The sequence below is a fragment of the Turicibacter sp. GALT-G1 genome (genome assembly GCF_025594995.1).
Classification (GTDB): Bacteria; Bacillota_I; Bacilli_A; order MOL361; family Turicibacteraceae; genus Turicibacter; species Turicibacter bilis.
Genome location: NZ_JAMQUS010000075.1, coordinates 14,630 through 39,226, shown reverse-complemented (window position 1 = coordinate 39,226; position 24,597 = coordinate 14,630). Strand labels below are relative to the sequence as shown.

25 protein-coding genes are annotated in these 24,597 nt (G+C 33.3%); 22 read left to right on the top strand and 3 right to left on the bottom strand.

What is annotated here, in order from left to right; all coding sequences use genetic code 11:
- Nucleotides 1-48 precede the first annotated feature (48 nt).
- From NEH74_RS12235 to NEH74_RS12215, 5 genes are all read left to right on the top strand, one after another.
- Entirely contained in the window at nucleotides 49-507 is a 459-nt protein-coding gene (locus NEH74_RS12235) for a MarR family winged helix-turn-helix transcriptional regulator (protein WP_055305434.1), read from the top strand.
- 2 nt (nucleotides 508-509) lie between these two features.
- Nucleotides 510-1,871 (top strand): MATE family efflux transporter, encoded by a 1,362-nt coding sequence (locus NEH74_RS12230; protein ID WP_055305433.1) that lies wholly within the window; start codon nucleotides 510-512, stop codon nucleotides 1,869-1,871.
- Between the two features lie 298 nt (nucleotides 1,872-2,169).
- Nucleotides 2,170-2,370, top strand: coding sequence for a cold-shock protein (locus NEH74_RS12225; RefSeq protein ID WP_055241847.1), 201 nt, complete (start codon nucleotides 2,170-2,172; stop codon nucleotides 2,368-2,370).
- A gap of 340 nt (nucleotides 2,371-2,710) precedes the next feature.
- Nucleotides 2,711-3,181 (top strand): nucleoside deaminase, encoded by a 471-nt coding sequence (locus NEH74_RS12220; protein ID WP_172676269.1) that lies wholly within the window; start codon nucleotides 2,711-2,713, stop codon nucleotides 3,179-3,181.
- 27 nt (nucleotides 3,182-3,208) lie between these two features.
- Nucleotides 3,209-4,009: a sugar phosphate isomerase/epimerase family protein gene (locus NEH74_RS12215; protein ID WP_055305432.1), complete on the top strand. Its 801-nt coding sequence runs from the start codon at nucleotides 3,209-3,211 to the stop codon at nucleotides 4,007-4,009.
- Between the two features lie 26 nt (nucleotides 4,010-4,035).
- On the opposite strand, the gene NEH74_RS12210 is transcribed toward NEH74_RS12215, so the two are convergent.
- Nucleotides 4,036-4,296 carry a hypothetical protein gene (locus NEH74_RS12210; protein WP_055277182.1) on the bottom strand — a complete coding sequence of 87 codons (261 nt, stop codon included), beginning with the start codon at nucleotides 4,294-4,296 and terminating at the stop codon, nucleotides 4,036-4,038.
- Nucleotides 4,297-4,454: 158 nt separating this feature from the next.
- Between NEH74_RS12210 and NEH74_RS12205 the strand changes: the two genes are divergently transcribed.
- From NEH74_RS12205 to NEH74_RS12160, 10 genes are all read left to right on the top strand, one after another.
- On the top strand, nucleotides 4,455-4,634 hold the full coding sequence (locus tag NEH74_RS12205; protein WP_055277181.1) for a hypothetical protein: 180 nt from the start codon (nucleotides 4,455-4,457) through the stop codon (nucleotides 4,632-4,634).
- 12 nt (nucleotides 4,635-4,646) lie between these two features.
- A complete protein-coding gene (locus tag NEH74_RS12200; protein ID WP_055241839.1) occupies nucleotides 4,647-4,910 on the top strand; it encodes a spore coat protein in 264 nt (87 codons plus the stop codon).
- A gap of 203 nt (nucleotides 4,911-5,113) precedes the next feature.
- Nucleotides 5,114-6,376, top strand: coding sequence for a tetratricopeptide repeat protein (locus NEH74_RS12195; protein ID WP_055305431.1), 1,263 nt, complete (start codon nucleotides 5,114-5,116; stop codon nucleotides 6,374-6,376).
- A 352-nt stretch (nucleotides 6,377-6,728) separates the two neighbouring features.
- Nucleotides 6,729-7,652: a ribonuclease Z gene (locus tag NEH74_RS12190; RefSeq protein WP_055305430.1), complete on the top strand. Its 924-nt coding sequence runs from the start codon at nucleotides 6,729-6,731 to the stop codon at nucleotides 7,650-7,652.
- A 71-nt stretch (nucleotides 7,653-7,723) separates the two neighbouring features.
- Nucleotides 7,724-8,101: a VOC family protein gene (locus NEH74_RS12185; RefSeq protein WP_055305429.1), complete on the top strand. Its 378-nt coding sequence runs from the start codon at nucleotides 7,724-7,726 to the stop codon at nucleotides 8,099-8,101.
- 279 nt (nucleotides 8,102-8,380) lie between these two features.
- Nucleotides 8,381-8,968 carry a hypothetical protein gene (locus NEH74_RS12180; protein WP_055241831.1) on the top strand — a complete coding sequence of 196 codons (588 nt, stop codon included), beginning with the start codon at nucleotides 8,381-8,383 and terminating at the stop codon, nucleotides 8,966-8,968.
- 184 nt (nucleotides 8,969-9,152) lie between these two features.
- Nucleotides 9,153-9,599 (top strand): Dps family protein, encoded by a 447-nt coding sequence (locus tag NEH74_RS12175; protein ID WP_055241829.1) that lies wholly within the window; start codon nucleotides 9,153-9,155, stop codon nucleotides 9,597-9,599.
- Between the two features lie 616 nt (nucleotides 9,600-10,215).
- Nucleotides 10,216-12,645, top strand: coding sequence for a glycoside hydrolase family 31 protein (locus tag NEH74_RS12170; RefSeq protein ID WP_055305428.1), 2,430 nt, complete (start codon nucleotides 10,216-10,218; stop codon nucleotides 12,643-12,645).
- A 224-nt stretch (nucleotides 12,646-12,869) separates the two neighbouring features.
- A complete protein-coding gene (locus NEH74_RS12165) occupies nucleotides 12,870-13,661 on the top strand; it encodes an HAD family hydrolase (protein ID WP_070099787.1) in 792 nt (263 codons plus the stop codon).
- Nucleotides 13,662-14,051: 390 nt separating this feature from the next.
- Nucleotides 14,052-16,283: an alpha-galactosidase gene (locus NEH74_RS12160; protein WP_055277393.1), complete on the top strand. Its 2,232-nt coding sequence runs from the start codon at nucleotides 14,052-14,054 to the stop codon at nucleotides 16,281-16,283.
- A 26-nt stretch (nucleotides 16,284-16,309) separates the two neighbouring features.
- On the opposite strand, the gene NEH74_RS12155 is transcribed toward NEH74_RS12160, so the two are convergent.
- On the bottom strand, nucleotides 16,310-17,185 hold the full coding sequence (locus NEH74_RS12155; protein WP_055305427.1) for an AraC family transcriptional regulator: 876 nt from the start codon (nucleotides 17,183-17,185) through the stop codon (nucleotides 16,310-16,312).
- A gap of 353 nt (nucleotides 17,186-17,538) precedes the next feature.
- On the opposite strand from NEH74_RS12155, the gene NEH74_RS12150 reads away from it, so the two are divergent.
- The 6 genes from NEH74_RS12150 to NEH74_RS12125 all read left to right on the top strand — a co-directional run bounded on the left by NEH74_RS12150 (nucleotide 17,539) and on the right by NEH74_RS12125 (nucleotide 23,108).
- Nucleotides 17,539-18,867, top strand: coding sequence for an FAD-binding oxidoreductase (locus NEH74_RS12150; RefSeq protein WP_262941416.1), 1,329 nt, complete (start codon nucleotides 17,539-17,541; stop codon nucleotides 18,865-18,867).
- A 157-nt stretch (nucleotides 18,868-19,024) separates the two neighbouring features.
- Complete coding sequence (locus NEH74_RS12145; protein WP_055305425.1) at nucleotides 19,025-20,404, top strand: MATE family efflux transporter; 1,380 nt, start codon at nucleotides 19,025-19,027, stop codon at nucleotides 20,402-20,404.
- A 286-nt stretch (nucleotides 20,405-20,690) separates the two neighbouring features.
- Nucleotides 20,691-21,071, top strand: coding sequence for a desulfoferrodoxin family protein (locus NEH74_RS12140; protein WP_055241815.1), 381 nt, complete (start codon nucleotides 20,691-20,693; stop codon nucleotides 21,069-21,071).
- Nucleotides 21,072-21,172: 101 nt separating this feature from the next.
- Nucleotides 21,173-21,511, top strand: coding sequence for an RpiB/LacA/LacB family sugar-phosphate isomerase (locus NEH74_RS12135; protein WP_237252623.1), 339 nt, complete (start codon nucleotides 21,173-21,175; stop codon nucleotides 21,509-21,511).
- Between the two features lie 155 nt (nucleotides 21,512-21,666).
- Nucleotides 21,667-22,149: a HugZ family protein gene (locus NEH74_RS12130; RefSeq protein ID WP_070099786.1), complete on the top strand. Its 483-nt coding sequence runs from the start codon at nucleotides 21,667-21,669 to the stop codon at nucleotides 22,147-22,149.
- A 164-nt stretch (nucleotides 22,150-22,313) separates the two neighbouring features.
- A complete protein-coding gene (locus NEH74_RS12125) occupies nucleotides 22,314-23,108 on the top strand; it encodes an aminoglycoside N(3)-acetyltransferase (protein ID WP_238581287.1) in 795 nt (264 codons plus the stop codon).
- Nucleotides 23,109-23,134: 26 nt separating this feature from the next.
- On the opposite strand, the gene NEH74_RS12120 is transcribed toward NEH74_RS12125, so the two are convergent.
- On the bottom strand, nucleotides 23,135-23,695 hold the full coding sequence (locus NEH74_RS12120; protein WP_055241810.1) for a 5-formyltetrahydrofolate cyclo-ligase: 561 nt from the start codon (nucleotides 23,693-23,695) through the stop codon (nucleotides 23,135-23,137).
- Between the two features lie 73 nt (nucleotides 23,696-23,768).
- Between NEH74_RS12120 and NEH74_RS12115 the strand changes: the two genes are divergently transcribed.
- The gene (locus tag NEH74_RS12115; RefSeq protein WP_055277405.1) at nucleotides 23,769-24,581 is read left to right on the top strand and encodes a DUF4037 domain-containing protein; all 813 of its coding nucleotides are present in this window, start codon (nucleotides 23,769-23,771) and stop codon (nucleotides 24,579-24,581) included.
- Nucleotides 24,582-24,597: the final 16 nt, after the last annotated feature.

Here is a 24,597-nt window from a genome sequence, read left to right as displayed (position 1 = left end):
TATATATGTTACATATATATTTAGATTAAATAAAATAGGAGAAACTTGATGAGAAATGAACAGTTAATCAGTGATTTAGTTGATATGTTTTTCGAAGCTAAAAAAATTGTTGAGTATTTACCAACGTTACCAGGAACTCTTCGAAAAAGTCATTTGCAAGTTTTACAAATGATTGAAAAGTTAAAAGTCACTCAGGAGGAAGTCAAAGTAACTGATATAAGTAAGCGATTAAAGATTAGTTCACCTAATATTACGAAATTGGTGAATGAGCTTCAGGAAATGAACATGGTAACTAAATGTCCATCTCTAAAAGACAAACGTATTGTTCAAGTTGACTTAACGGAAAGAGGGAAGGAGACATTGACACATTATGTGATGAATTATCATCAGCACTTGGATCAATTGATTGAGAAGGTTGGAGCTGAACGTTGTCAATTAACGATTGAAACCATGAAGGAAATATCAAAAGAAATGAAGCAAGCTTCAATTAAATTTGGGGAGAAATAAAAATGAAGGTAATGAATAATCCGATGGAGGAAAGTAAAGCATTTCCTCTTATTATGACTTATTCTACACCAGCTATTATTGCATTATTGATTAGTGCGATTTATAACATTGTCGATCGAATGTTTGTTGGAAATTATGTTGGAGATTTAGGTTTAGCCGCCTTATCAGTTTGTTTTCCGATAACTTTTATTATGATTGGAATTGGACTTTTAGCAAGTGCCGGTGGTGGAACATTGTTTGCTTTAAAACTTGGAGAAAAAGATATGGAAGGGGCAAATCGAGCATTTGGAAATGCCTTTAGCTATGTGTTAATCTTAGAATTAGTTGTGACTGTTTTATTACTTTTAATAGGTCAAAAATTTTTACGACTACTTGGTGCAAGTGATGTTGTGTACCCAATGGCTAAACAATACTATGACATTGTTGTCTTTGGGTCTGTTTTTCAAGGATTAACATTTGTATTGAATGATTTTACTCGTGTTTCAGGAAAAGTTTTTTTAGCCTTATTGATTACTGGAAGTGGCGCGATTGTTAATATTATTCTAGATGCGATTTTCGTTATTGGTTTTGGATGGGGTGTTCAAGGCGCTGCATTAGCAACGGTCATTGGACAAGTTATCTCGACTTTAATTGGATTATGGGTCATCTTTGGAAGAAAGACGATTTTAAAGCCGAAAAAAAATGATTTTAAATTAGATCCGTCAATCATTCAAGAAATTACGAAATTAGGGGTTGCTTTATTCATTGCACAGTTTGCCTTTGGATTCATTAGTTTAATTTATAATGTGTATCTTGGAAAGTATGGCGGAGATTTAGCCATTTCTGTTTACGCGATTATCTCAAGTATTATGACTTTCGTTCTTATGCCAGCGAGTGGACTAAGTCAAGGGATGCAACCGATTCTAGGATGTTGTTATGGAGCTAAATTATATCCTCGTGTCAAATATATGATGAAAACAGGGTGCTTAATTTCCATCGTTATTACAACGATTATTTGGATACTGGTTCAACTGTTCCCATCTCAGCTTGTTTATTTATTTGGTGGTGGACAAAATGAAGATTTAATGTCTTTAGGGGTAACAGCCTTGAGAGTGAACTTTAGTTTGATTCCGATTGTGGGATTTGTGCTCTTATGCATCACCTTTTTCCAAGCGATTGGAAAAGCTAAACCTTCTATTATTTTAACGCTTGTAAGACAAGTGATTGCTTTAGTTCCATTTATTATTATATTACCAATTTTCTTTGGAGTAGAAGGGATTTTCTTTGCTCAACCTATTAGTGATCTAATTACTTTACTGATGTCAACTATTCTTTTAAGAGCAACGTTTAAAGAGTTAGATCAACAAGAATCAGGGCAATCTTAAGATTAAGCTTGTGAGTGTTATAGGTACCAATCAGTTGAATGGACATATAATATATAGAATATATAAAGTGGATAAGAGATTAATTAAAAGCGACCGTTGTCGAAAAATGACGGTCGCTTTATTGTTGAGGAAATCTTTTTAGATTGCTTATTTTTTCTGTGTATGATACAATTAATTTAACTTAATAGTCTTTTTTTATTTAAATTTGAACCACTGTGGTAGTGTTGAACTCGAACATTGATTGAAATTTTTTGAAATATGGCATTAAGAAATAAAATATCTCAGGAGGTACTTGACTATGACTACAGGTACAGTAAAATGGTTTAACTCAGAAAAAGGTTTCGGATTCATCACTGTTGAAGGTGGAAACGATGTATTCGCTCACTTCTCAGCTATCCAAGGTGAAGGATTCAAAACTTTAGAAGAAGGTCAAAAAGTTTCTTTCGAAATCGTTGAAGGTGACCGTGGACCTCAAGCAGCTAACATCGTTAAATTATAATTTTTAACTCATTAGCTTAAAGGCTGTGAATAGAGAATCTATTCACAGCCTTTTTTTATTTGATTTGGTTAGTCTAAAATTGGAGTTATGTGTATATATTTAATATAGGGCAATAAATACAGTGATAGATATTGGAAGATTTGATGGGATTGAAAATAATGGAGCTTTATTTTCATTATATAAGATAACAAAGAGAGGGGAGGGGCTGTTCCTTGATGATTGACGAAAGGGAAATAAACTCTTTTAAATGAGCTGAATAAGTGAATCGTTAACTTTTAAAGGGCTACTAGTGACAACTTTCGATAAATATAGATGTCTATGTATCAAAGGAACAGAGAAAATGATGAAAAATATTATGAGATTATGTATTCAAGAGGCGGTGAACGGCGTTAATAAAGGTGAAGGAGGTCCATTTGGTGCCGTTATTTTAAAAGATGGCGAACTGATAGCAGTCGCTCATAATACGGTCATAACAACAAATGATCCAACGGCACATGCTGAAATCAATGCGATTCGTCAAGCTTCACAAAAACTACAAAGATTTGATTTAAGTGATTGTATTTTAGTGACCTCATCAGAGCCCTGTCCGATGTGTTTATCTGCTATTATGTGGGCAGGAATTAAAAAGGTCTATTACGGATGTAATGTTCATGACGCGAAAGAAATAGGATTCGCAGATGAATTTATTTATCATTATTTAAAAAATAAATCACTAACTGAACCACCTATTATTCTTGAAGAATTATTAAGAGATGAAGCGCTAGAAGCTTTTAAAATTTGGTATCAAAAAGAAGATAAAGTACCCTATTAAGGAGGTATAAAGGAGGGGAGCTATCTTATGCAAAGGGTGAGTTATGGTATGCCCCAACTCATCGAGTTAAACTCGGTTGAAGAAAATGTTCGACTTTGCTCACAGTTGGGGCTTGATTTTATTGAGTTAAATTGTAATTTACCATCGTGCCAACCTGAAACGATGAATGTTCATTATCTAAACTTATTGAAAGATCAGTATGGGATCAAGTTTACTTTGCATTTACCTGAAGATTTAGACTTAGGACATTTTAATCGTCATGTCCGTGAAGCCCATTTGAAAGTTTTAGAGGAGGCGATTGGGGTTGCTGATCGCTTAGGATGTAAAATTTTAAATATTCATATGAATCCAGGCGTTCATTTTACACTTCCAACAGAAAAAATTGAGTTATACGGTAAATATCAACAGCAATATTTATCAAATATTAAATCTAGTCTAGAATTGATTGATATTTGGCTAGGGGGAACAGGCGTTCATATCTCAATTGAGAATACCGGTTTGTTACATCGGCCTCACATTCAAACAGCTGTCAATCAATTGCTTAAAAGCGGGCGTTTTTGTTTAACATGGGATGTGGGTCATGATTATATTTCATCACACGCGGATCGAGAATTTATGTTAAATCATCGTTCATCTATTAAGCATATTCATCTTCATGACGCAAAAGAGAGAAATGATCACTTAGAACTTTATACAGGAGAAGTTGATTTAAATGAAAAATTACAAATAGCGAGTGAAAATCAGGCAAGTGTTTTAATCGAGGTTAAGACAAAAGAGTCATTAATTCATTCAGTGGCGAAGTTAAAAGAAAAGCATATTTTTAAATAATAAAACCTCCATATTGGAGGTTTTTTTCATTGTGAAAATTCTGATTCAAAAAATTCGATTTTAGCTTGTAAAATTCGTTCAAGTCCCGAAATTGCTTGAGAAATCTCATCTAAGCAAAGTTTTGCATTGTATAACTCATCTGGGGTTATCCCCTGGGAATTAACGATATTATTTAATCGTTGTGATTCATTGTAAATGACATCTGAAAAAAAGGATTCTTGTAAAGCGATAGAGGCAATCAAATTATTAATTGCTTGATTGTGATTTGATTGATCAGACGATAACATATAAATTTCCTCCTTATTACGATTGTTAAAAATTAAAGATACTTATATTTTATGTTATGCGAGGAGAATCTAAGGTGTTATTGAAAGACAATGATTTTATCGCGTATAACTAGAGTTATTTGATAAATACTAAAGATAATCCATGAGGAGGTGAAACAATGAGTCCAAAAGAACTTTTATATATTCAAGATGCGTTAGGACATGCTCAGCATATGGAGAAAAAATGTCGTCAATGTGCGACTCAAATTCAAGATGAAGAGTTAAAAGTAGTAGTAGAGCGTTTAGCTAATAAACATAAAATGATCTTTGATCAATTTTATCAACTATTAAATCAGTAAGGAGGGATTAGTATGAACGATCGTGATTTAATGGAAGATGTACTTTTAGTCGTAAAGGGTGCAGCTGACCTTTATTTACACGGAACAATTGAGTCATCAACATTAAATGTTCATTCAACATTCGAAAAAGTTTTAAATGATACATTATGTATGCAAAATGAAATTTATAACTTAATGGCACAAAAGGGTTGGTATCCGACACAATCTGCTGAGCAACAACAAATTGATCAAGTTAAACAAAAATATGCTCAAGCTGCTGGACAGGGTCAAAACTAACCAAAAAGATTCATCTTAAAATGATGAATCTTTTTTATAAAGAGTAAATAGTAATTATTATAGTTTTTAATTTTAATGATTATATGGTCTAATAAAGGGGAAATATAAGAATAATTGTTGGTAAAAATTTAGAAAGTATGTTATTTTTATTAATGATATAGAAACGACCTAGTGAAAAATTAAATAGTTTAGGAGTGAATTCGTTGTTCTTAACAGTTGGAGAAAAAATACGTCAAGCTAGACAACAATTTAATTTGAAACAGGGGAGCTTTCGTAATTTTGGGATTACGCAACATTATTTGAGCATGATTGAAACAAATAAGCGTCAAGCACCAGAGCAGACGCTAAGGGATATCTATGATGCTTTCATCAATTTAACGAACGGTGAAATAGAATCTTTTTATACCTTTGAAGAATTTTGTTTACCTATTGAACTACAAGTTAGCCGTTGGTTAGATCAACAATTGAATTCAGAAACATTACCCCAAAGGTATGAAGAACTTATGCTAATTGTTGAAAAATATTCATTAGGCGAGTATATGATATTTATTGATGAGCGAATGGGTGAATATTATTTTAAAGCCCAAGATTATTCAATGATGGCATATCATTATCGTCGTGCCATTGGTAATTCGAGGAAGTTTAAATTAAATCCATCGTCTTTATATTTTGAATTTGGAAGGCGTCTAAGAAAGATTGGAAAATATGACGAAGCTGTATTGGTCTTAAGTTTAGCCTTCTTAGTAGCTAAAGAATTATCGCCTGATTCTCTGTTAGTTTGCGATGCACAAATTTATTTAGCGCTAACATATCATCGTATGAAAGAGTATCGATTAGGACTTGAAGTTGTTAATGAGTTATTGAAGAATAAAGATAATTTAAAAGAAGGTCGATATGTAGGAACTTTGATTGTTAAAGAGTTATGTATGAGACGTTTAGAAGGTGCAGAAAAATCAAGAAAATACTTATATGAGTTATTAGATTCTGATATACTAAATCAATTTCCTAGTTTCTCTCATTATGTGTATCATAGTTTAGGATGGAATTATCTTGAGTCTCAAAAATATGAGAAAGCATTGGAGGCTTTGCAAAAAGCATTACCGTTGCGGCCTAAACAATTAGATAAGGCCATAACAACTTTATTAATTGGTCGTATTTACTTTGAAATAGGTCAGTATGAAGAAGCACAAAAATATTATAGTGAAACGAAAGAGACTATTCTGATGTCAGAAAGTCTTCGTACGAAGCTATTATGGATAGATGAACAATTAGATTTATATTGCAAACTAAATCAAATCCATCAAGTTAAAGAATTGTTTATTGAGTTAAAGTCCTTAGTAGATATTGATAAGTTTCCAGAATCAATGTTATATGAGCTAAAGACAAGTATGTATAAAAGATTTGAAGGGTTATCATCCCTTCGAAGAGAAGAATATCTTTTTTTATATAATTTCTTTGCCTCTTAAAAATATCACAAAATATCACATACTTATGTGATATTTTTTTTGTTTCTTTTACTATAGTTATATAGTATTATAGACATGTACAAAGGGTAATGTACACAGGGACTAATTCTGAGTTATTTAATTTGGGAGTAAATAGCTTAGATAAGTAGACTTATTTAAAAGGTGGGAATTTTAAATAAGTTATATATGGGTAGAGATTGTTCTCATTCTTTTTATAAAATTTAAATCATCGTAGGGGTACGTTGGTTGAATCTAAAAATCCGTTTAATGTGGGAATTAAACGGATTTTTTTTATTTTAAAGGAGAAACTATATATGATTAACAACTTTTAGATTGATTTTGGAGGGCGACTATGCTTGAGGTGACACTGTTAGGCTGTGGAGGAGGAATGCCTTTACCAACTCGATATTTATCAGCAATATTGCTTCAATATAAAGGAAGAAAGATTTTAATTGACTGTGGAGAAGGTACACAAGTATCAATGCGAGAAATTAATAGTGGTTTTAAATCAATAGATATTATTTGTATTACGCATATTCATGGTGATCATATAATTGGTCTTCCTGGGATATTGGGTACGATTGGAAATAGTGGTCGTCAACAACTATTATATATTATTGGACCAGAGGGAATTAAAGAAGCTGTTGCAGCAGCGAGAGTTATTGCTAAATATTTACCTTATGAAATCATCGTGATTGAGAATCCTCGAACTCTTATTGAAGGATTAACTGATGAATTGAAGGGACAAGTTGTCATTGAAACGTTAGAGGTGGAGCATTCTTCCCCATGCTTAGCATATAAAATTCATATTAAAAGACGGCCAAAGTTTGATGTGGAGAAAGCAATAATGAATCAAGTCCCTCGTTTATTATGGAATCGACTTCAACAGGGCGAAGATATAATTGAATATGAGGGAGTAACCTACGTTAAAGAGATGGTGCTAGGTAAACAACGAAAAGGCATTCAAGTGACAGTAGTTACTGATACTCGTCCAATTAATCAAATTATTCCTTTTATCCAAAAAAGTGACTTATTCATTTGTGAAGGAACATATGGAAGTTTAACAGATATTGATAAAGCCATTAAAAATAAGCATATGACTTTTGAAGAAGCGGCAACTTTAGCTAAAAAAGCGGAAGTTGATCAACTATTACTGACACACTTTGGCGCTGCTATGACTGATCCGGCGGATTACAAAGAAAATGCGACTTCAATTTTTGAACAAACCATTATAGGAGAAGATCACTACTCGATACAATTAAATTTCAAAGACTAGAACACATGTTTGGGATTTCTAAAAAGGATGTGGTAAAATAATAGATATTCCAAATGATGGAGGTTAGTATAATGATTAATTGTATTGGAAAAGTTACAATCTATGTAAGCAATCAAGAAGAAGCAAAGCAATTTTGGACAGAGAAAATGGGATTCGTTTGTCATGAACAACCAATGGGACCTAATTTTAAATGGATGGAAGTTCGTCCAAACGAAGGAGCAGTTACATCATTCATTATTTATGAAAAAGAATTAATGCAAAAACAAAACCCAACTGCTAATGTAGGACATCCAAATGTTATTTTAAGCACTCAAGAGATTGAAAAAGCTTATGATCAAATGAAAGAAAATGGAGTAGAAGTTGGCGAATTACAAGTCATGCCATATGGTAAAATGTTCTCATTTAAAGATCAAGATGGGAATGCTTATTTACTTCGTGAAGATAAATAATTTATATAGACTATATAAGTCCAGATAAGTTTTTTACATCGTAAAAACTTTTAGCTGGACTATAGTCTGCCTTGAACGGCATGATCATCCCATATTTCGGTTGCTGTATTAAACGTAGAAAACATTTCTGTTTGTATATAGTTATCTTAAAGGGTGCTAGTCTTTTTTTATTTTTCTTAGAATTTGTTAGGGGGAAAAGCATAACATATTTTTAGTATTTGGAATATAAGTAGATAAGTTGGTAATTCTAATAAGGTACCGTTTGAGGAGGTAGATTATATGGAAAAAAAAGTGCGACTTATTAGTGCTATTATTGTACCAGCAGTATTGTTTGTTTTATTTACTACTACTTATCAAAATTATCTTCCACAAAGAAATGTAATGGAGTTATTGGATAATTATAAATCATTACATTATGATTCAGAAAATGTTGCGATTAGATTATCTACTGATTCATCAGTCGAAACAGTTCTTTTAAATAAAGTGTTACCAAACATGAACTATAAAATTTTAGAGAGTCATATTGATGGAGATACAGCAATCGTTTCTCTACAAATAAGTAATATTAATTTGGATCATATGCTTAATGATTATCAAGCTAGTTTAGTTAAACAAACATTGAAACCTGTGCAAGATCAAAATTTACAGTCAACTGCACAGATTGACGACTTTGAGATTAGTTTATTAGTTAATTTAATTGATGATCCATCGATTAAAAAAGAATATGTCAGCCAAGATATTGAGCTAACACTTCATAAACAAGACGGAATTTGGGTACTAGAGGATAATGAAGCTTTTTTTAAAGCGGTTATGGGATATCAATCTGATGAGATTACATTCGAACATCTACTTCGTGAAGTTCAGTAGAAATAGAAAGCTATTTTGATTATAACAATCAAAATAGCTTTTTTTATAAGACAGATTGTAATATTAAGTGTAACACATAAAAAACCCCCTCATTTAACTGGGTAAATGTATTGAGAATCACCAAATTTACTTTTAAACATAAGATAAATTGGGTTATTTAATTGATTAGATGGAGGGATTTAAAATGGATCAAAATCTTTATCGTGCACTGAATCAACTGTTACAAGATTTAACTGTGGCAGAGCGAAATGTTCATATTCTTCACTGGAACTTAATTGCTGAAGGTTTTATCTATTTACATCCTTATTTGGGCGATGTTTATAATCAAATTTTTGAGTATATTGATATTACCGCTGAACAAATCCGTTTTCAAGAAGCATTGCCCGAAGGAACATTACAAGAGGCTACTTCCCATACTCGTTTAAATAGCATTGACTCAAAGCGTACTTATTCTAGCCAAGAAGCGATTACTATTACAATTTCGAATCTTGAGTATTTAAAAGCATTTACAAATAATATTATTACTTATGCCGATGAAAATAAATATTGGGATATTGTTGATGTTTTTACTGCACAGGTGGTTTACTATGATAAAGTTCTATATTTCTTAAGAAGCTCTCTAGAAAAATAAGCTTTAGTTTTATATGTTAATTTATTGTAAACGAACTCATTGAACTCAAAGCATCTCATCGCGTTACTTTTTACAGTTGTTTTAGTTGATAGTTTCCTAAAGCAGTTTATTATTATTTTATTTTTTATGAGTAATTGTATCTATCTTTCATAAGTTAAGATGAGGTTAAGACATGGATGTTCCCCCCTTTCATTTAGTTGATAATGAATGAGGGCGAGCATCCATGTCTTTTTATTGTTAGAAAATACTTTTAAAGCTACTGTAACTCAATAATATAAGTTAGATGTTAAGTGGAAATTTTTTTGGAAAGCGCTATTTTCAAAAGTTGATCTAACTGGTATTATTAGGTATAGTATTAAACTTTAATTAGGATGAAATCGGAGGGGATAAATAAATTAAGATTTAAAGAAGGATTTATTATCTTAAGTCGTTGATATAATCATCATCATTGATAAATATCTTTATGGAATATTGAAGAAAAATATTGCAATTCGATTAGTTAATGAACGATAAAAAATAGATGATGTGACGACTTATTACTACAACGATTTATTTGAGGGATGGCGGTATTAGCCGTTAAATGAGAGAGATTGAATATGAAGAATGGAGAGTAAAAATGGAACAGTACATTAGTGAGCAGTTTAAAGTGACGTTTAAACCGATGGCAAATTCAGGGGCGGTCATCGAAGGAGAGCGATATCGAATTTCTTTTTTAACCTCGCGTTTAATTCGATTAGAATATGAGGAGAATGGATGTTTTGAAGATCATGCCAGTCAAGCGTTTTGGTATCGTGAACAAGAGGTACCAGCATTAAAGATTAAAGAAACAGAAGATATCATTGAAGCATCAACTGAACATTTACGTTTACGATATGTGAAAAATCAACCTTTTAGCGTGGATACTTTATCAATTGAGTTAAAATATTCATGTAAAATTTGGCGTTATGGAACGGAAGAAGGTCAAAATTTAAAAGGAACGGCTCGAACATTAGATGAAGTGAACGGGATGTTACAACTTGAAAAAGGGTTAATGTCAAGAGATGGTTATGTTATTATTGATGATTCAAAATCACTTGTTTTTAACGAATCAGGTTGGCTACAGCCACGCACCGCATCAGGAGTTGATTGTTATTTCTTTGGATACGGAACAGATTTTAAAGGATGTCTAAAAGATTATGCCAAAGTTTCAGGAAAAACGCCTTTAATTCCACGTTTTGCACTTGGAAACTGGTGGAGTCGTTATTGGCGTTATTCTGATGAAGAGTTATTAAAATTAATGACTCGCTTTGAAACGGAGGAAATTCCATTGTCGGTTTGTATTATTGACATGGATTGGCATCAAGTTGCCATTGATCCGAAATACGGAAGTGGCTGGACCGGTTATTCATGGAATCGTGACTTATTTAAAAACCCAACGCAATTTTTAAAACAATTACATGATAAAAAGTTAAAAACGTCTCTTAATTTACATCCAGCTGATGGAATTCGAGGCCATGAAGATTGTTATAAAGATGTGGCTGAATTTATGGGCGTGAATGTTGAGGAAGAACAAGCCGTTCAGTTTGATATTTCAAGTCCAAAGTTTATGAAAGCTTACTTTGATAAAGTTCATCAACCAATGGAAGCTGATGGGGTAGATTTTTGGTGGATAGATTGGCAACAAGGTCAAAATTCAAGTATGAAAGGGTTAGATCCACTGTTCTTTTTAAATCATTTACATTATCTTGACTTAGGACGTGACCAATCTAAACGTGGCTTTACTTTTTCACGTTGGCCAGGTCTTGGTGGACACCGTTATCCCATTGGATTTTCAGGCGATACGATTGTAACATGGGAATCTCTTCAATATCAGCCATACTTTACAGCAACCGCTGCTAATGTAGGTTACGGTTGGTGGAGTCATGATATTGGTGGACATATGCAAGGGTTAGATGATTCTGAACTTTATGCGCGTTGGGTTCAATATGGAGTCTTTAGTCCAATTAATCGCCTGCATACGTCAAGTGGGATTTTCAATCGCCGTGAACCATGGAAACATTCTCATGAAGCATTCAAGACGGCTAAACAGTATTTAAATCTACGTCATCAATTAGTGCCGTATCTTTATTCAATGGCTTGGCGAAATGAACAGGAAGGTCTTCCATTAGTTACACCACTTTATTACGATCACCCACATGAACAAAAAGCATATGATTATAAAAATGAGTATTACTTTGGTAGTGAATTATTAGTGGCTCCACACTTAACAAAACGCTCAAATGTGACAAATCGTAGTTATACAGAAGTTTGGTTACCAAGTGGAGATTACTTTAACTTCTTTACAGGAGAGCCTTATAAAGGAAATAATGTTTATCCGATGTATGGGAAATTAGAGGAGATGCCTGTATTTGCGAAAGCAGGAGCGATTATTCCTTTAGCAAAACATGATGATAATTCCATTGAAAATCCAGCTAAGATGGATATCTTAATTTTTGGAAAAATTCAAAATTCATTTAACTTATATGAAGATGATGGAGAAAGTCGTCAATACGAACAAGGGGCTTATGCAATTACAACGTTTGCTGTGGATGCAAAAGGAAATGATTTAACATTTAACATCTTACCGGTAGCGGGAGACGTATCCGTTTTACCAACACAGCGTGAATATTGTTTAAAATTTAGAGGTGTGAGTCAAGAGGCAGATATTGTCGTTAAGATCAATGATGAAATCATCAAGGCAGAAGCCTCTTACGATAAAGTCACTTCAACACTAAGTGTAGAGTTACCAAATTATTCGTATACGGATGTAGTTGAAGTTTTCATCACAAGTGAAGATTTATATGGTTATCATCATGATGTGAATGAAGCAATTATTGAGCTAGTTCAAGATTCAACGATCCCAATGACGGATAAACAAAAGTTTGAACCATATTTCTACGGAATTTTAGATGAGAACTTGACGATCAATGAACGAATGATACGTACACTAGCTATGCCAATTCATGAAGAAGTCAAACAAGCTGTACTATCTATCTTATTGAAAGCAAAAATGGATGACGAAAAATAAGATTAAAACCTTAGAGATGAAGTGAAATTCATTTCTAAGGTTTTTTGATTTCACGATTAAATTGTGGTGTTTTTCCCTCTAAAATAGCATGAGACTTTAATTTCATGTATAAATATCGTAAAAACTGTCGCATTTATATTGACAATTCGTTATAAAAAAATGGTATAAAGAGAAAGGATATACAGTTTGATTGAGAAGGATTCATAAAAAAGGAGAGAATAAGAATGATTAAATTAATTGCGACAGACATGGATGGAACATTATTAACAAGTGAAAAGAAGTTTCCTCCACATATGTTTAATATAATTGATCAGTTACATGAACGTGAGATTAAATTTGCGGTAGCTAGTGGACGTCAATACTATACGTTATTAAAAGATTTCGAGTCTGTAAAAGATGAAGTAACATTTATTTGTGAGAATGGAGCGCTTGTCTTTGATAAAGGAGAAAATATTTTCTGTGATGCAATGGCATATGAAGATATTGTGAAATTGATTGAAATGATTCGTCAAATCAAAAATGCTTATCCAATTCTATGTGGAGTAGAATCAGCTTATATTGAGGATACTCATGAAGAATTTAATGAAAATGCAGATATGTATTATGCTCGTTGTGAACGTGTGGATGATTTACTTGAAGCTGCAAAGAGAGATAGAATTTGTAAAATAGCTATTTTTGATACAGAGGATGCGCAAATAAATACTTACATGCATGTTAAACATTTGAATGATAGCTTTAAAGTTTCGCTATCAGGACATCAATGGGTAGATATTATGAATCCGACGGTTAATAAAGGTGAAGCCATGCGTCTAATCCAAAAGAAATATAATATCTCTTATGATGAGACAATGGCTTTTGGAGATTACTTAAATGATTATGAGATGATGCAAACTTGTTATTATAGTTATGCTATGGAAAATGCCCATGAAGATTTAAAAGCTATTTGTAATTTCAATGCCCCATCCAATGATGAATTTGGAGTGATTACGACAATAGAACATTTTTTAAAAAAATAAAAAGCATATTATTTGTCTAAAAAAAAGTCGTGTGAGATAATGAAAATGTCTCAGAGAGACAACTGTAAAACAATACAATAAAGTCCTTGCCAAGACTTTTTTTAAACAGTAATTTATCCCCTCAAGAGTATTTAATAATTACCCCCTCAAATAATTATTAATAACCTCAAAAACTTGATCCGGTTACCTTTTGTAACTGGATCTTTTTTTGTTCTTAAAGATATTGGCTTGGAATTGTGTAAAAAAGTAAATTTTACTATAAAAGACCATACATTTAACCATATATCTATAACATCTAAACATGGTAAGAAAACGGTTCCTCGTTTATAATGAAGGCATGTTCAGGACAATCTGAAAGATTAGATGAATGAAGAATAAGGAGAGGGAACCATGCCGATTTTATTTAACGAGCAAACGAAAGAGTTTCATTTATACAATGATGAAGTAAGCTATATCATGAATATCTTACCAAATCACCAATTAGGGCAATTATACTACGGTAAAAAAATTCGTCATAATGACTCATTTGCACATTTATTAGAAGAACGTCCACGTCCATTATCAGCCTGTGCGTTCGAAGGAAATATGAGCTTCTCAATGGAGCATATTAAACAAGAGTATCCTTGCTATGGAACAGGTGATTTCAAATATCCTGCCTATGAAATCTTACAACAAAACGGAAGTGACATTACAAACTTTGAATATGTTTCACACTGTATTTATAATGGAAAACCAAGACTTTCAGATAAATTACCTGCAACATATGTTGAAGTTGATGAAGAAGCAACAACAGTAGAAGTTACATTAAAAGATGAACTAATTCAAACTAAATTAGTATTAACTTATACTATTTACGAAACACGTCCGGTTATTACTCGTAATGCCCGCTTCAAACATTTAGGAGAAGAGCAAATCACATTAACAAGTGCGATGAGCGCATCTGTTGATTTACCAGACTATGATTATGAAATGATTGAATTAACAGGGGCATGGTCAAGAGAGCGTTATGTTAAAAATCGTAAATTAGAACATGGAATCCAAGCTGTGTATAGTATGCGTGGAGCTAGTAGTTCAAACTATAATCCATTTCTAGCCTTAAAACGTCCACATACAACTGAATTTGATGGAGAAGTTTATGGGTTTAGCTTAGTTTATAGTGGAAACTTCTTAGCACAAGCAGAAGTTCATACATATGGCACAACTCGTGTAATGATGGGATTACATCCAAATCGTTTTAACTGGGTACTAAGTCAAGGTGAAGAGTTTCAAACACCAGAAGTTGTCATGGTATATAGTGAAAATGGTTTAAATGGAATGAGTCAAACTTATCATGAGTTATATCGTACACGTTTATGCCGTGGATATTGGCGAGATCGTGTGCGTCCAATTCTAGTGAATAACTGGGAAGCCACATATTTCGATTTCAATGAAGATAAAATTGTGTCAATTGCCAAAGATGCAAAAGATTTAGGGATTGAATTATTCGTCTTAGATGATGGATGGTTTGGTAACCGTGAAGATGATACAGTAGGATTAGGTGACTGGTACGTTAAAAATTTTGAAAAGTTACCTAACGGAATCACGGGACTTGCAAATCGTGTCACTGAATTAGGGATCAAATTCGGATTATGGTTTGAGCCAGAAATGGTAAATAAAGATAGTGACTTATATCGTGCCCATCCAGATTGGATTTTAACAACACCAAACCGTCGTGCCTGTCATGGACGTAACCAATACGTTTTAGATTTTTCACGTCAAGAAGTTGTAGACTATATCTATGAAGCCATGGCAAAGGTATTAGGGGAAGCTCCAATTTCGTATGTAAAATGGGATATGAACCGTAACATTACAGAATGTTTCTCAGCAGTAGCTAATGCTGCCGATCAAGGGAAAGTATTCCACAAATATATTTTAGGAGTATATGATTTATATGATCGTTTAACGACAAAATTCCCTGAAATTTTATTTGAATCATGTGCAAGCGGAGGGTCACGTTTTGATCCAGGTATGTTATACTATGCACCACAAACTTGGACAAGTGATGACACAGATGCGATTGAACGTTTAAAAATCCAATACGGAACATCAATGGTATACCCAATCAGCAGTATGGGATCACACGTGTCAGCTATTCCGAACCACCAATTATATCGTCATGCACCATTATCGACGCGTGCAAATGTCGCTTACTTTGGAACATTCGGATATGAGTTAGACTTAAATAAGTTAACAGATGTAGAAAAAGAAGAAGTAAAAGAACAAATTAAATTCTTTAAAGAATACCGGGAAACAATCTTCAATGGAACATTCTATCGCTTAGTAAGTCCGTTTGAAGGTAATGAAACATGCTGGATGATGGTTTCACCAGACCAAAAAACAGCATTAGTTGGATATTATCGTCCACTAAATGAAGTGAATGTTGGATTCCGTCGTGTGAAATTACAAGGATTAAATCCTGACTTTAAATACCATGTTTCAATTAATGAGACAACTCACTACGGTGATGAGTTAATGAATGCTGGTTTAATTACATCAGATGGTTCATGTGGTGAAAATAAAAATCCATACGATGGGACAAATGGAGACTACCAATCACGTATCTACGTTTTAACAGCGGAATAATAAAAAGATGTAGAAGGATTTACTTTCTACATCTTTTCTTTTTGGTGAGGATCTGTATCTCGTTTATAATAGTTTTCGGTATTAGATTTCCGATATTGAGTTGGCGTTAAGCCAGTCACTTTTTTGAAAGTTTTTGAAAAAGCAAGTGGGTCTGTGTATCCACAAGAATGAGCAATAGTATTAATTGAAAGAGTCGTATTCATTAATAATTCGGAAGCTTTCGTAATACGAAATTTAAGTAGAAATTGTTGAGGTGACAGATGCATCGTTTGTTGAAAAATGGTTGTTAAATAGGTTCGACTAAGTGAAACATAATTTGCGATATCTGCAACTAAAATAGGGTTCTGATAATTTTTTTGAATGTATTCAATGGCTTTACTAATATAGAGATTATCAATTTCTACATCTTCTTCGTATGGAATTTCAGCTGATTTGGCAAGAGCAGCAAAGAATAAAAATAATAATCCTTGTAAGGAAAATTCATTATAGTGGCTCAATGTATCGTGCCTCATCATTTGATCGAGATAAGACTTTAACAAATCAGAATCATTGCAAGAGAAAGTATAAGTCTTTTCGTCCAATCCACTATATTTTAGATACGTTTCAGCTTTACTACCATCAAATCCAATCCATAAATAAGTCCATGGCTCCTCTTCATCCGCTTGATAAAATGTTAACTCCTTTGGTCGAATTAAAAATCCTTGATTTGCCTCAATCGTATACTTACGCTCATTCACATAGTAATAGCCTTTTCCTTTCAATACATAATGAATGAGATAATTAGGTCGAACTGCCGGTCCAAAAGAATAAGAAGATGGACACTCTTGATGTCCACAATATAATAAATAGAAATCTTCAAATGTTTGATCCTTAAATTTTAAAAATGAATAACTTAGTGACATACAATCCCCTCATAATTACTAAGACATCTTTACTAAGATTATAGCGTAAAAGATGGTAAATAGATAAAAAATAACAATAAAATTGGAGAAAAAAATATGATTATGATATGCTTAACAAAGATATATAAGTTCATCTAAGTTTTTTACATTGCAAAAAGTTAACCCCCTAGCAGTGGAGGAATAGATTTCTTTCAGAAATCGCTAGGTGACCCACGGCATAACTATCAAATATTTAGGTTGCCGTAGTAAAAGTAGATTTTATTTTTGTTTGTATATAGATTTTAAGTTTAATTACGTTAATTAGAGTAATGATTATTAGAATCTTATAACATAGTTAAAGAGAGGTATTAAATATGGATTTTAATGCATTGAGTGGAGTCGTTGTCACTAAGGAAAGTCCTAATTATGAAGAATGTTGTTTATCTTGGAATCGTGCGATTGAGAAACACCCATTAGTTATTGTGTACTGCCAAGAGAATCAAGATGTTATTCAGGCAATCAAGTGGGCAAAGCAATACGGAGTTCCATTTCGAATTCGTTCAGGAACTCATCATTATGAAGGTTATTCAACAGGGGATCAATTATTAGTCATTGATGTTAGTTGTATGAACCGCATTGAGTTAAATGAAACAACCGTTAAAGTTCAAGGTGGCGTTCGTAATCGTGAATTGTATGAGGCTGTTTGTGGAGCGGGTTATCCTTTTCCAGGTGGTGGGTGTCCAACGGTAGGAGTTGCTGGCTATACACTTGGTGGAGGCTGGGGATATTCTAGCCGATTATTTGGATTAGGCTGTGACCAATTAATTGAAGCTGAGGTTATTACTGCAGAAGGGCAATTAATCGTGGCAAATGCTAATCAACATGAAGATTTATTTTGGGCGCTTCGCGGTAGCGGTGGCGGAAACTTTGGAGTGGTGACGTCATTAACGTATCGCTTACCAGAAAAAATAGAAATGGCAACATTAATCAATATTGATTATGAACACGTTGGATTTGCCAAAGTGGTTGATGTCGCGCTTCGTTATCAACGATTCTTTAAAAATTTAGATCGTCGTTTGAATTTAAAGATGGCGATGTATAATTCTGAAACGAAAGGAAAAGGCGTAAAGTTAACAGGACTTTTCTATGGTTCAAAAGAAGAAGCTCAAGACTTGCTATCCTTATTCCAAGATGCTACTGATTTTGATTTTTACTATATGACTGTTTTACAAGCGAATCGTGAGATTCAAGATAGCCATCCAGAGTTTGAAATGTACCGTTCAGGTGGACGTTTTATTCATCGTGATTATAGTGCCGATGAATTATTAACCATGTTAGATTTAATTGATGAACGTGCACAAGGTTCATTATATACAGCAATTACGTTCTATGGATTAGGTGGTGCCATTGCTGATATAGAAAAAGATGAGACAGCTTTTTATTATCGTGATGCTTCCTTTATTCTTGGTTTCCAATCGGTATGGGAAGATCCAAAGTACCGAGCTATTAATAATGAATGGGTATTAGAACGTTTTAATGTATTAGCAACCTATACACGAGGATCATTCATTAACTTCCCGATTGTGCAACCGGGTGATTATGAAAAGAACTATTATGGAGATAATTTAGAAGCTTTAAAAGCAGTTAAAAGAAAGTATGATCCTGAAGGGATTTTTCACTTTGAACAAGCCATAAAACCATAAAAAAGCGGATAAAGTATCCGCTTTTTTTGAGTCAAAATGACAGTTTTAAAATAAGACAAAATCACATTGACACTCATCCCTTGGACTGATAAGATGATAAGGAATTTTGAAGTGTAAAGTTTAATCATTTTAACGCTAAAAAGGAGAGATAAATGTCATGATGACGGATATGACTAAAGGAAATGCAACAAAGTTAATTCTTGCTTTTACGGTTCCTATTTTAATTGGGAACTTATTTCAACAACTTTATAGTATGGTTGATACAGCGATTGTTGGGCAGTTTGTGGGGGTGCAGGCTTTAGCAGCTGTTGGATCAACAGGCGGGTTAATTTTTTTAGTACAAGGATTTGTTAATGGATTAACCCATGGATTCTCAGTGATTGTTTCTCAACGATATGGAGCGAATGATGAAGAAGGAATAAAAAAAGCAACAGCAACGTCGATTTATTTATCGGCTATTGCAACTGTTGTTTTAACGATTATTTGTGTACTTGGGGCTAAGTCTATTTTACAGTTGATGAATACGCCAGCCGATATTATGGACGAGGCCTCGTTATATGTCATCATTTTCTTTGGGGGATTAGTAGCGACGATTGTTTATAACTTACTAGCTTCATTATTACGTGCATTTGGAGATAGTAAAACGCCGCTTTATTTTTTAATCTTAGCATCAATTACCAATATTGTTTTAGACCTTATCTTAATTATTAATTTTAAGATGGGAGTAGCTGGAGCTGCCATTGCGACTGTTGTCTCACAAGGACTATCCGGCTTTTTATGCTATCTCTACATGTTAAAGAAATTTGACATTTTGGCATTGAAAAAAGAACACTTTAAATATGATCCATTACTTGTCAAAGAGCTAATGTTTGTATCATTACCAATGGCACTTCAATACTCGATTACAGCGATTGGAGTAATGATTTTACAAGTTGCTGTGAATAGTTTTGGATCAACAACAGTAGCAGCTTTTACGGCAGCAAGTAAAGTGGAGCAGTTAGTTGTTCAACCAGGGATTGCACTGGGAATGACAATGGCAACATATTCAGCGCAAAACTTAGGAGCACGACAAATTGAACGTGTTCGTCAAGGAGTTCGCCAATGTACATGGATTACCTTAATTACAAATGCTTTAGCTGGGGTAATCGTTGTTTTATTTGGTAGCTATATCGTCCAATTATTTATCCCATCTGAAAATATGGATGCCCTCCCATTATCACAACAATATTTAAACACTGTTTCGATTTTCTTCCCAATTTTAGGATTATTATTCTTGTATCGTTTTACATTACAAGGAATTGGGAATACCGTTGTTCCAATGTTTGCAGGGGTCATGGAATTAATTATGCGTACATTAGTCGCCTTTACTTTACCAGGATTATTAGGTTATCAAGGGGTTTGTTTGGCTAGTCCATTCGCATGGATAGGAGCCACTGTTTGGTTACTATGGTCATACTTTAAAACGATGCCAAAGCTGCAAGCTAAACATGACGCACAATCAATAGAATTAAAAGAATTGAAATTAGAGAACAGTTAATAAAATAGATGTAAGTCCAGCTTCTTATTTCGAAGTTGGATTTTTTCTAAGGTAAATGTTTATAATAAAAAAGGAAACCTAAATATGATGTGACTTATTATTTAAATGGATAAAAGTAAACAGGTGATTCCAATAATAAACCATGATTTATATATTCATGATTTAAACTTTCGTGAATCCCTGACTATTAGATTGGAAAATAAAGTGCATTATGTTTGAAGAAGAGATAGTTAATGGTTATAATATAAGTATATTTAGAGTTTCAAAATTGAATGGAGGAATAACAATGAAATTTTATATTTGCCCTGAAAGTCAAACAGTTGTTGAAGTAGTAGCGGGACAACCTGCACCGTTAACTTGTGATGGAAAACCAATGGAAGAGTTAGTACCAAACTCAACTAATGCTGCTGTTGAAAAACACATGCCAGTTTTATCAGCTGAAAATGGAGTATTAAAAGTATGTGTTGGTGAAGTTGAACACCCAAGTATCGAAAAACACTGGATCCCATTTGTAGCTGTTAAAGCTGGAGATTTAGTATTACGTCGCTCAATCAACGCAACTGAAAAACCAGAAGCAATCTTCCCATTAGGAGATTTCAAAGGAGAAGTTGAAGTTTACGCTTGGTGTAATTTACACGGAATCTGGAAAGCTACAATCACATTATAATTTTCATGAATAGATGAGAGTCGGATTGAATCCGGCTCTTTTTTTGTATAAAAGTTTGTAAAATACAAAGTCTAAGACAGAAATTAAAGTGAGGTGTTTTTATGAAGATAGGGATGGCCTGTGATCATGCAGGTATCGAATTAAAAGAAGAGATTAAAATCTATTTACAAAATGAAGGACATGAGGTTATTGATTTTGAAACGAATCATGAAGAATCATGTGATTTACCAGATTACGTTTATCCCGCTTCAGTGGCTGTTAGTGAAGGGCAAGTAGAGCGTAAAATTTTAGTAGACGGCTTAGGCTATGGAAGTGCAATGATTGTAAATAAACTTCCTGGAATTTTTGCAGCTGTCTGCCAAGATCCCTTTTGTACGAGCTTGGCACGTTCGCATTCAAATCCCAACGTTATTTGCCTTGATGGTAAATTTATTAGCTAGGCCCTTGCTCTCGAGATTGTTAAGACCTAGCTCTCTACTGACTATTTATCGAACATCAAAAAATATACAACACGTGTGGAGAAAGTCATCCAGATTAATCAAAAACATGTGCGAGGCTAATAAGAAGTGATGAACTAAAGAAAGGTGATAATTAAATGGAAGAATTATTAGCACGTCAAAAGACATTAATGTTAAGTACATTAACGAGTAATCACAGTCCATTCATTAGTTATGCGCCCTATATTATGAGAGGCCATGATATCTACATCTATATTAGTCAAACAGCAGAACATTATCATAATCTAGTGGCTAATCCAGCCTGCGCTATTATGATTATCGAAGATGAACATGAGGCAAAAAATATTTTTGCAAGACAACGCGTCTCTTTTGTTGCTTCTGCTACTTTAGTAGAAGAGGAGGAGGAAGTTTATGAATGGTTTAAAGAAGCCCATGATCATAAAATGATTGAGCGTCTTCGTACCATGGATTTTGGATTCTTCAAATTAACATTAAAAAAAGGGCGATTAGTCAAAGGATTTGGACAAGCTTTTGATATTAATTATTCAAATGGTATCCCAAGTTTAAGTCCAGTCGGTGGAGAAGGGACCGCTCATCAAGTACATCTCCAAAAATTGTGAGTAATTAGACTCTTTTCAATTAAAAAGTTTTTATGTAAAATAACAGTAATAAGTTAGCAGTGGGGTATTAGCTAAACTTATCGATGGATTAAGATTTAGAAGAGAAGAGAATTAAAGGTGATGGTATTTTAATCATATCATCACAAGGGAAGGATGGAGTCATCATGAAATCGACAGACGTAATTAGTAAAACAACAAAGCCAGTGACAAAGGCAGATTGGTTAAAGCTTTTAAAACAATTAAATCTTGCTAGTGAAGAGTTATTAATTGTTTATACAGATTTAAAATCATTTGATTACGTTATTGGTGGAGCACAAACCATTATCGAAGCAATCTATGAGGTGGCAGGTTATCATACAACGATTATTATGCCGGCTCATTCAATTAACCAAACATGTCCAACTTTCTTTGATGAATCATTACCAAAGAAATGGAAATCGACTATTTATAAACACACACCAGCCTTTGATTCGGAAGTGTCACCGATTTTAGCAGGAGATGTTTCAGAAACTTTCGCAAGAAATCGAAACGTTTGTCGAAGTGAACATCCAATTGCTTCTTATTTAGCGTCAGGAAGAAAAGCAGATTGGTTTATGGCTAATCATCAATTACAATCAATGTTTGGGGAAAATTCACCGTTACAAAAATTATATGCACAAGATGCCAAAATTTTATGTTTAGGTGTAGATTATACTCAGTTAACAGCACTTCATTTAGCTGAATATTTAGCTAATTGTCGTACAAAAACAACTCATGAAGCAGTAATTCTTGAAAATGGAAAACGTGCATTAGTAGAGTTTGAAGATTTAGCGTTAGATTCTAGTCAATTTAATGAGCTAGGAGCGGCTTATGAACAAATAACTAATGTACAAAAGTATTCAGTTGGTGGAGGAAGTTGCTTCTTACTAGATTATCGATCATTGATAGACTTTGCTACGGATTATTTAAAATTAAATTAAAATTAGGGAGTAGGACATGAAATGTCTTATTCCTTTTTTTTATAATAAATTTGTGATTCTGTTATGACAAATTGCGGATTTACATCGTGTGATTCGGTTTCTATTTGATCAACGATTTGTAAATCAAATGCTAGTGCGATTTTATCTAAAGTAGGATAACGATTTAAATAACGATCATAAAAACCTTTTCCATAACCAATTCGATGACAATTAATATCAAATACGACACCTGGCATAATCATAAGACCCTCGTTATTAGAGATACACTCATTCGTCACAGGCTCTAATATTCCAAATGTACCAGTTGCTAAATCATCAAAGGTGTGAATCTGATAAAATTTCATTTCACCTTCAATAATTTTAGGGACAGCAATGATTTTATTCAATTTCCAGGCTGTTTCGATGATTAATCTTGTGGATACTTCATGACGATAATCGATGTAAGTATAAACGATTGGTGCATTCAAAAAAGAAGGATGATGGCAGACCTTTTGTTGGATTTGTTTACTTTTTTCTAAGATTTCAGTTGCACTTAATTGGAGACGTTGAGAGATAATTTCTTGGCGTAGTTGCTTTTTACTTTTCATATTCTCACCTCAAAAATTGATTATGCTCATTTTATGTTCAATCAGTTCGTATAATGTAAGTAGGAGGGATAGGATGGAAGAGATAATAAAGGAAATTATTTCAGAATATAAGAAACTTGATGAAGTGGAGGCCATTACATTAGCTGGTTCACGAGCAGCAGGCCGAAATGATCAGCAATCTGATATTGATCTGGATTTATTTATTACATGCCCAATTTCAATTGAGAAACGTCGTAGCATCGCATTAAAATTTGCTGATCAAATGGAAATTGGAAATGAGTTTTTTGGAAGTTCTGATGAATATATTTTAAGAGATTTTAACATTGATATAGATATTTGTCTATTTAATTTAGAAGACATTGTGAATAACCTTCATTCGGTGATGAATGAGTATCATGCTAGTACAGGGTATACAACTTGTTTTGTTCATAATGTTGTTAATGCTAAGCTTTTATATGATCGTAATGGCTTACTCAAACAGTTACAAAAAGAGTATCATCGACGCTATCCACATCAACTCAAACAAAATATTATTAACATGAATTATCCGATTTTAAGAGATGCTTTTTCATCTTACTATCATCAAGTCGAAAAGGCGATTAAGCGACAAGATTTAAATAGTCTGAATCACCGAGTGACTGCATTTTTAGCTAGCTATTATGATATTATATTCGCAATTAATGAAATGCTGCATCCGGGTGAGAAACGATTACTGTCAATTATTGAGCATTCTTGTCCTATTTATCCACCTGACGCTCAGAAACAAATTGAGCAATTAATTAGAAATATAGGAATTAATGATGAAGTTGTATTAAAGACAATGAATCAGTTAGTAGATGAACTACAAAACATGTTACCCAATGAATTGTTAGATAATAGACAGTAATGAAGATGCAAAAAAA

What these genes read in the sequence shown, in the direction of transcription:
- NEH74_RS12235 (WP_055305434.1), top strand. Translation starts at nt 49, where the DNA reads ATGAGAAATGAACAGTTAATCAGTGATTTAGTTGATATGTTTTTCGAA.
- NEH74_RS12230 (WP_055305433.1), top strand. Translation starts at nt 510, where the DNA reads ATGAAGGTAATGAATAATCCGATGGAGGAAAGTAAAGCATTTCCTCTT.
- NEH74_RS12225 (WP_055241847.1), top strand. Translation starts at nt 2,170, where the DNA reads ATGACTACAGGTACAGTAAAATGGTTTAACTCAGAAAAAGGTTTCGGA.
- NEH74_RS12220 (WP_172676269.1), top strand. Translation starts at nt 2,711, where the DNA reads ATGATGAAAAATATTATGAGATTATGTATTCAAGAGGCGGTGAACGGC.
- NEH74_RS12215 (WP_055305432.1), top strand. Translation starts at nt 3,209, where the DNA reads ATGCAAAGGGTGAGTTATGGTATGCCCCAACTCATCGAGTTAAACTCG.
- NEH74_RS12210 (WP_055277182.1), bottom strand. Translation starts at nt 4,296, where the DNA reads ATGTTATCGTCTGATCAATCAAATCACAATCAAGCAATTAATAATTTG.
- NEH74_RS12205 (WP_055277181.1), top strand. Translation starts at nt 4,455, where the DNA reads ATGAGTCCAAAAGAACTTTTATATATTCAAGATGCGTTAGGACATGCT.
- NEH74_RS12200 (WP_055241839.1), top strand. Translation starts at nt 4,647, where the DNA reads ATGAACGATCGTGATTTAATGGAAGATGTACTTTTAGTCGTAAAGGGT.
- NEH74_RS12190 (WP_055305430.1), top strand. Translation starts at nt 6,729, where the DNA reads ATGCTTGAGGTGACACTGTTAGGCTGTGGAGGAGGAATGCCTTTACCA.
- NEH74_RS12185 (WP_055305429.1), top strand. Translation starts at nt 7,724, where the DNA reads ATGATTAATTGTATTGGAAAAGTTACAATCTATGTAAGCAATCAAGAA.
- NEH74_RS12180 (WP_055241831.1), top strand. Translation starts at nt 8,381, where the DNA reads ATGGAAAAAAAAGTGCGACTTATTAGTGCTATTATTGTACCAGCAGTA.
- NEH74_RS12175 (WP_055241829.1), top strand. Translation starts at nt 9,153, where the DNA reads ATGGATCAAAATCTTTATCGTGCACTGAATCAACTGTTACAAGATTTA.
- NEH74_RS12170 (WP_055305428.1), top strand. Translation starts at nt 10,216, where the DNA reads ATGGAACAGTACATTAGTGAGCAGTTTAAAGTGACGTTTAAACCGATG.
- NEH74_RS12165 (WP_070099787.1), top strand. Translation starts at nt 12,870, where the DNA reads ATGATTAAATTAATTGCGACAGACATGGATGGAACATTATTAACAAGT.
- NEH74_RS12160 (WP_055277393.1), top strand. Translation starts at nt 14,052, where the DNA reads ATGCCGATTTTATTTAACGAGCAAACGAAAGAGTTTCATTTATACAAT.
- NEH74_RS12155 (WP_055305427.1), bottom strand. Translation starts at nt 17,185, where the DNA reads ATGTCACTAAGTTATTCATTTTTAAAATTTAAGGATCAAACATTTGAA.
- NEH74_RS12150 (WP_262941416.1), top strand. Translation starts at nt 17,539, where the DNA reads ATGGATTTTAATGCATTGAGTGGAGTCGTTGTCACTAAGGAAAGTCCT.
- NEH74_RS12145 (WP_055305425.1), top strand. Translation starts at nt 19,025, where the DNA reads ATGATGACGGATATGACTAAAGGAAATGCAACAAAGTTAATTCTTGCT.
- NEH74_RS12140 (WP_055241815.1), top strand. Translation starts at nt 20,691, where the DNA reads ATGAAATTTTATATTTGCCCTGAAAGTCAAACAGTTGTTGAAGTAGTA.
- NEH74_RS12135 (WP_237252623.1), top strand. Translation starts at nt 21,173, where the DNA reads ATGAAGATAGGGATGGCCTGTGATCATGCAGGTATCGAATTAAAAGAA.
- NEH74_RS12130 (WP_070099786.1), top strand. Translation starts at nt 21,667, where the DNA reads ATGGAAGAATTATTAGCACGTCAAAAGACATTAATGTTAAGTACATTA.
- NEH74_RS12125 (WP_238581287.1), top strand. Translation starts at nt 22,314, where the DNA reads ATGAAATCGACAGACGTAATTAGTAAAACAACAAAGCCAGTGACAAAG.
- NEH74_RS12120 (WP_055241810.1), bottom strand. Translation starts at nt 23,695, where the DNA reads ATGAAAAGTAAAAAGCAACTACGCCAAGAAATTATCTCTCAACGTCTC.
- NEH74_RS12115 (WP_055277405.1), top strand. Translation starts at nt 23,769, where the DNA reads ATGGAAGAGATAATAAAGGAAATTATTTCAGAATATAAGAAACTTGAT.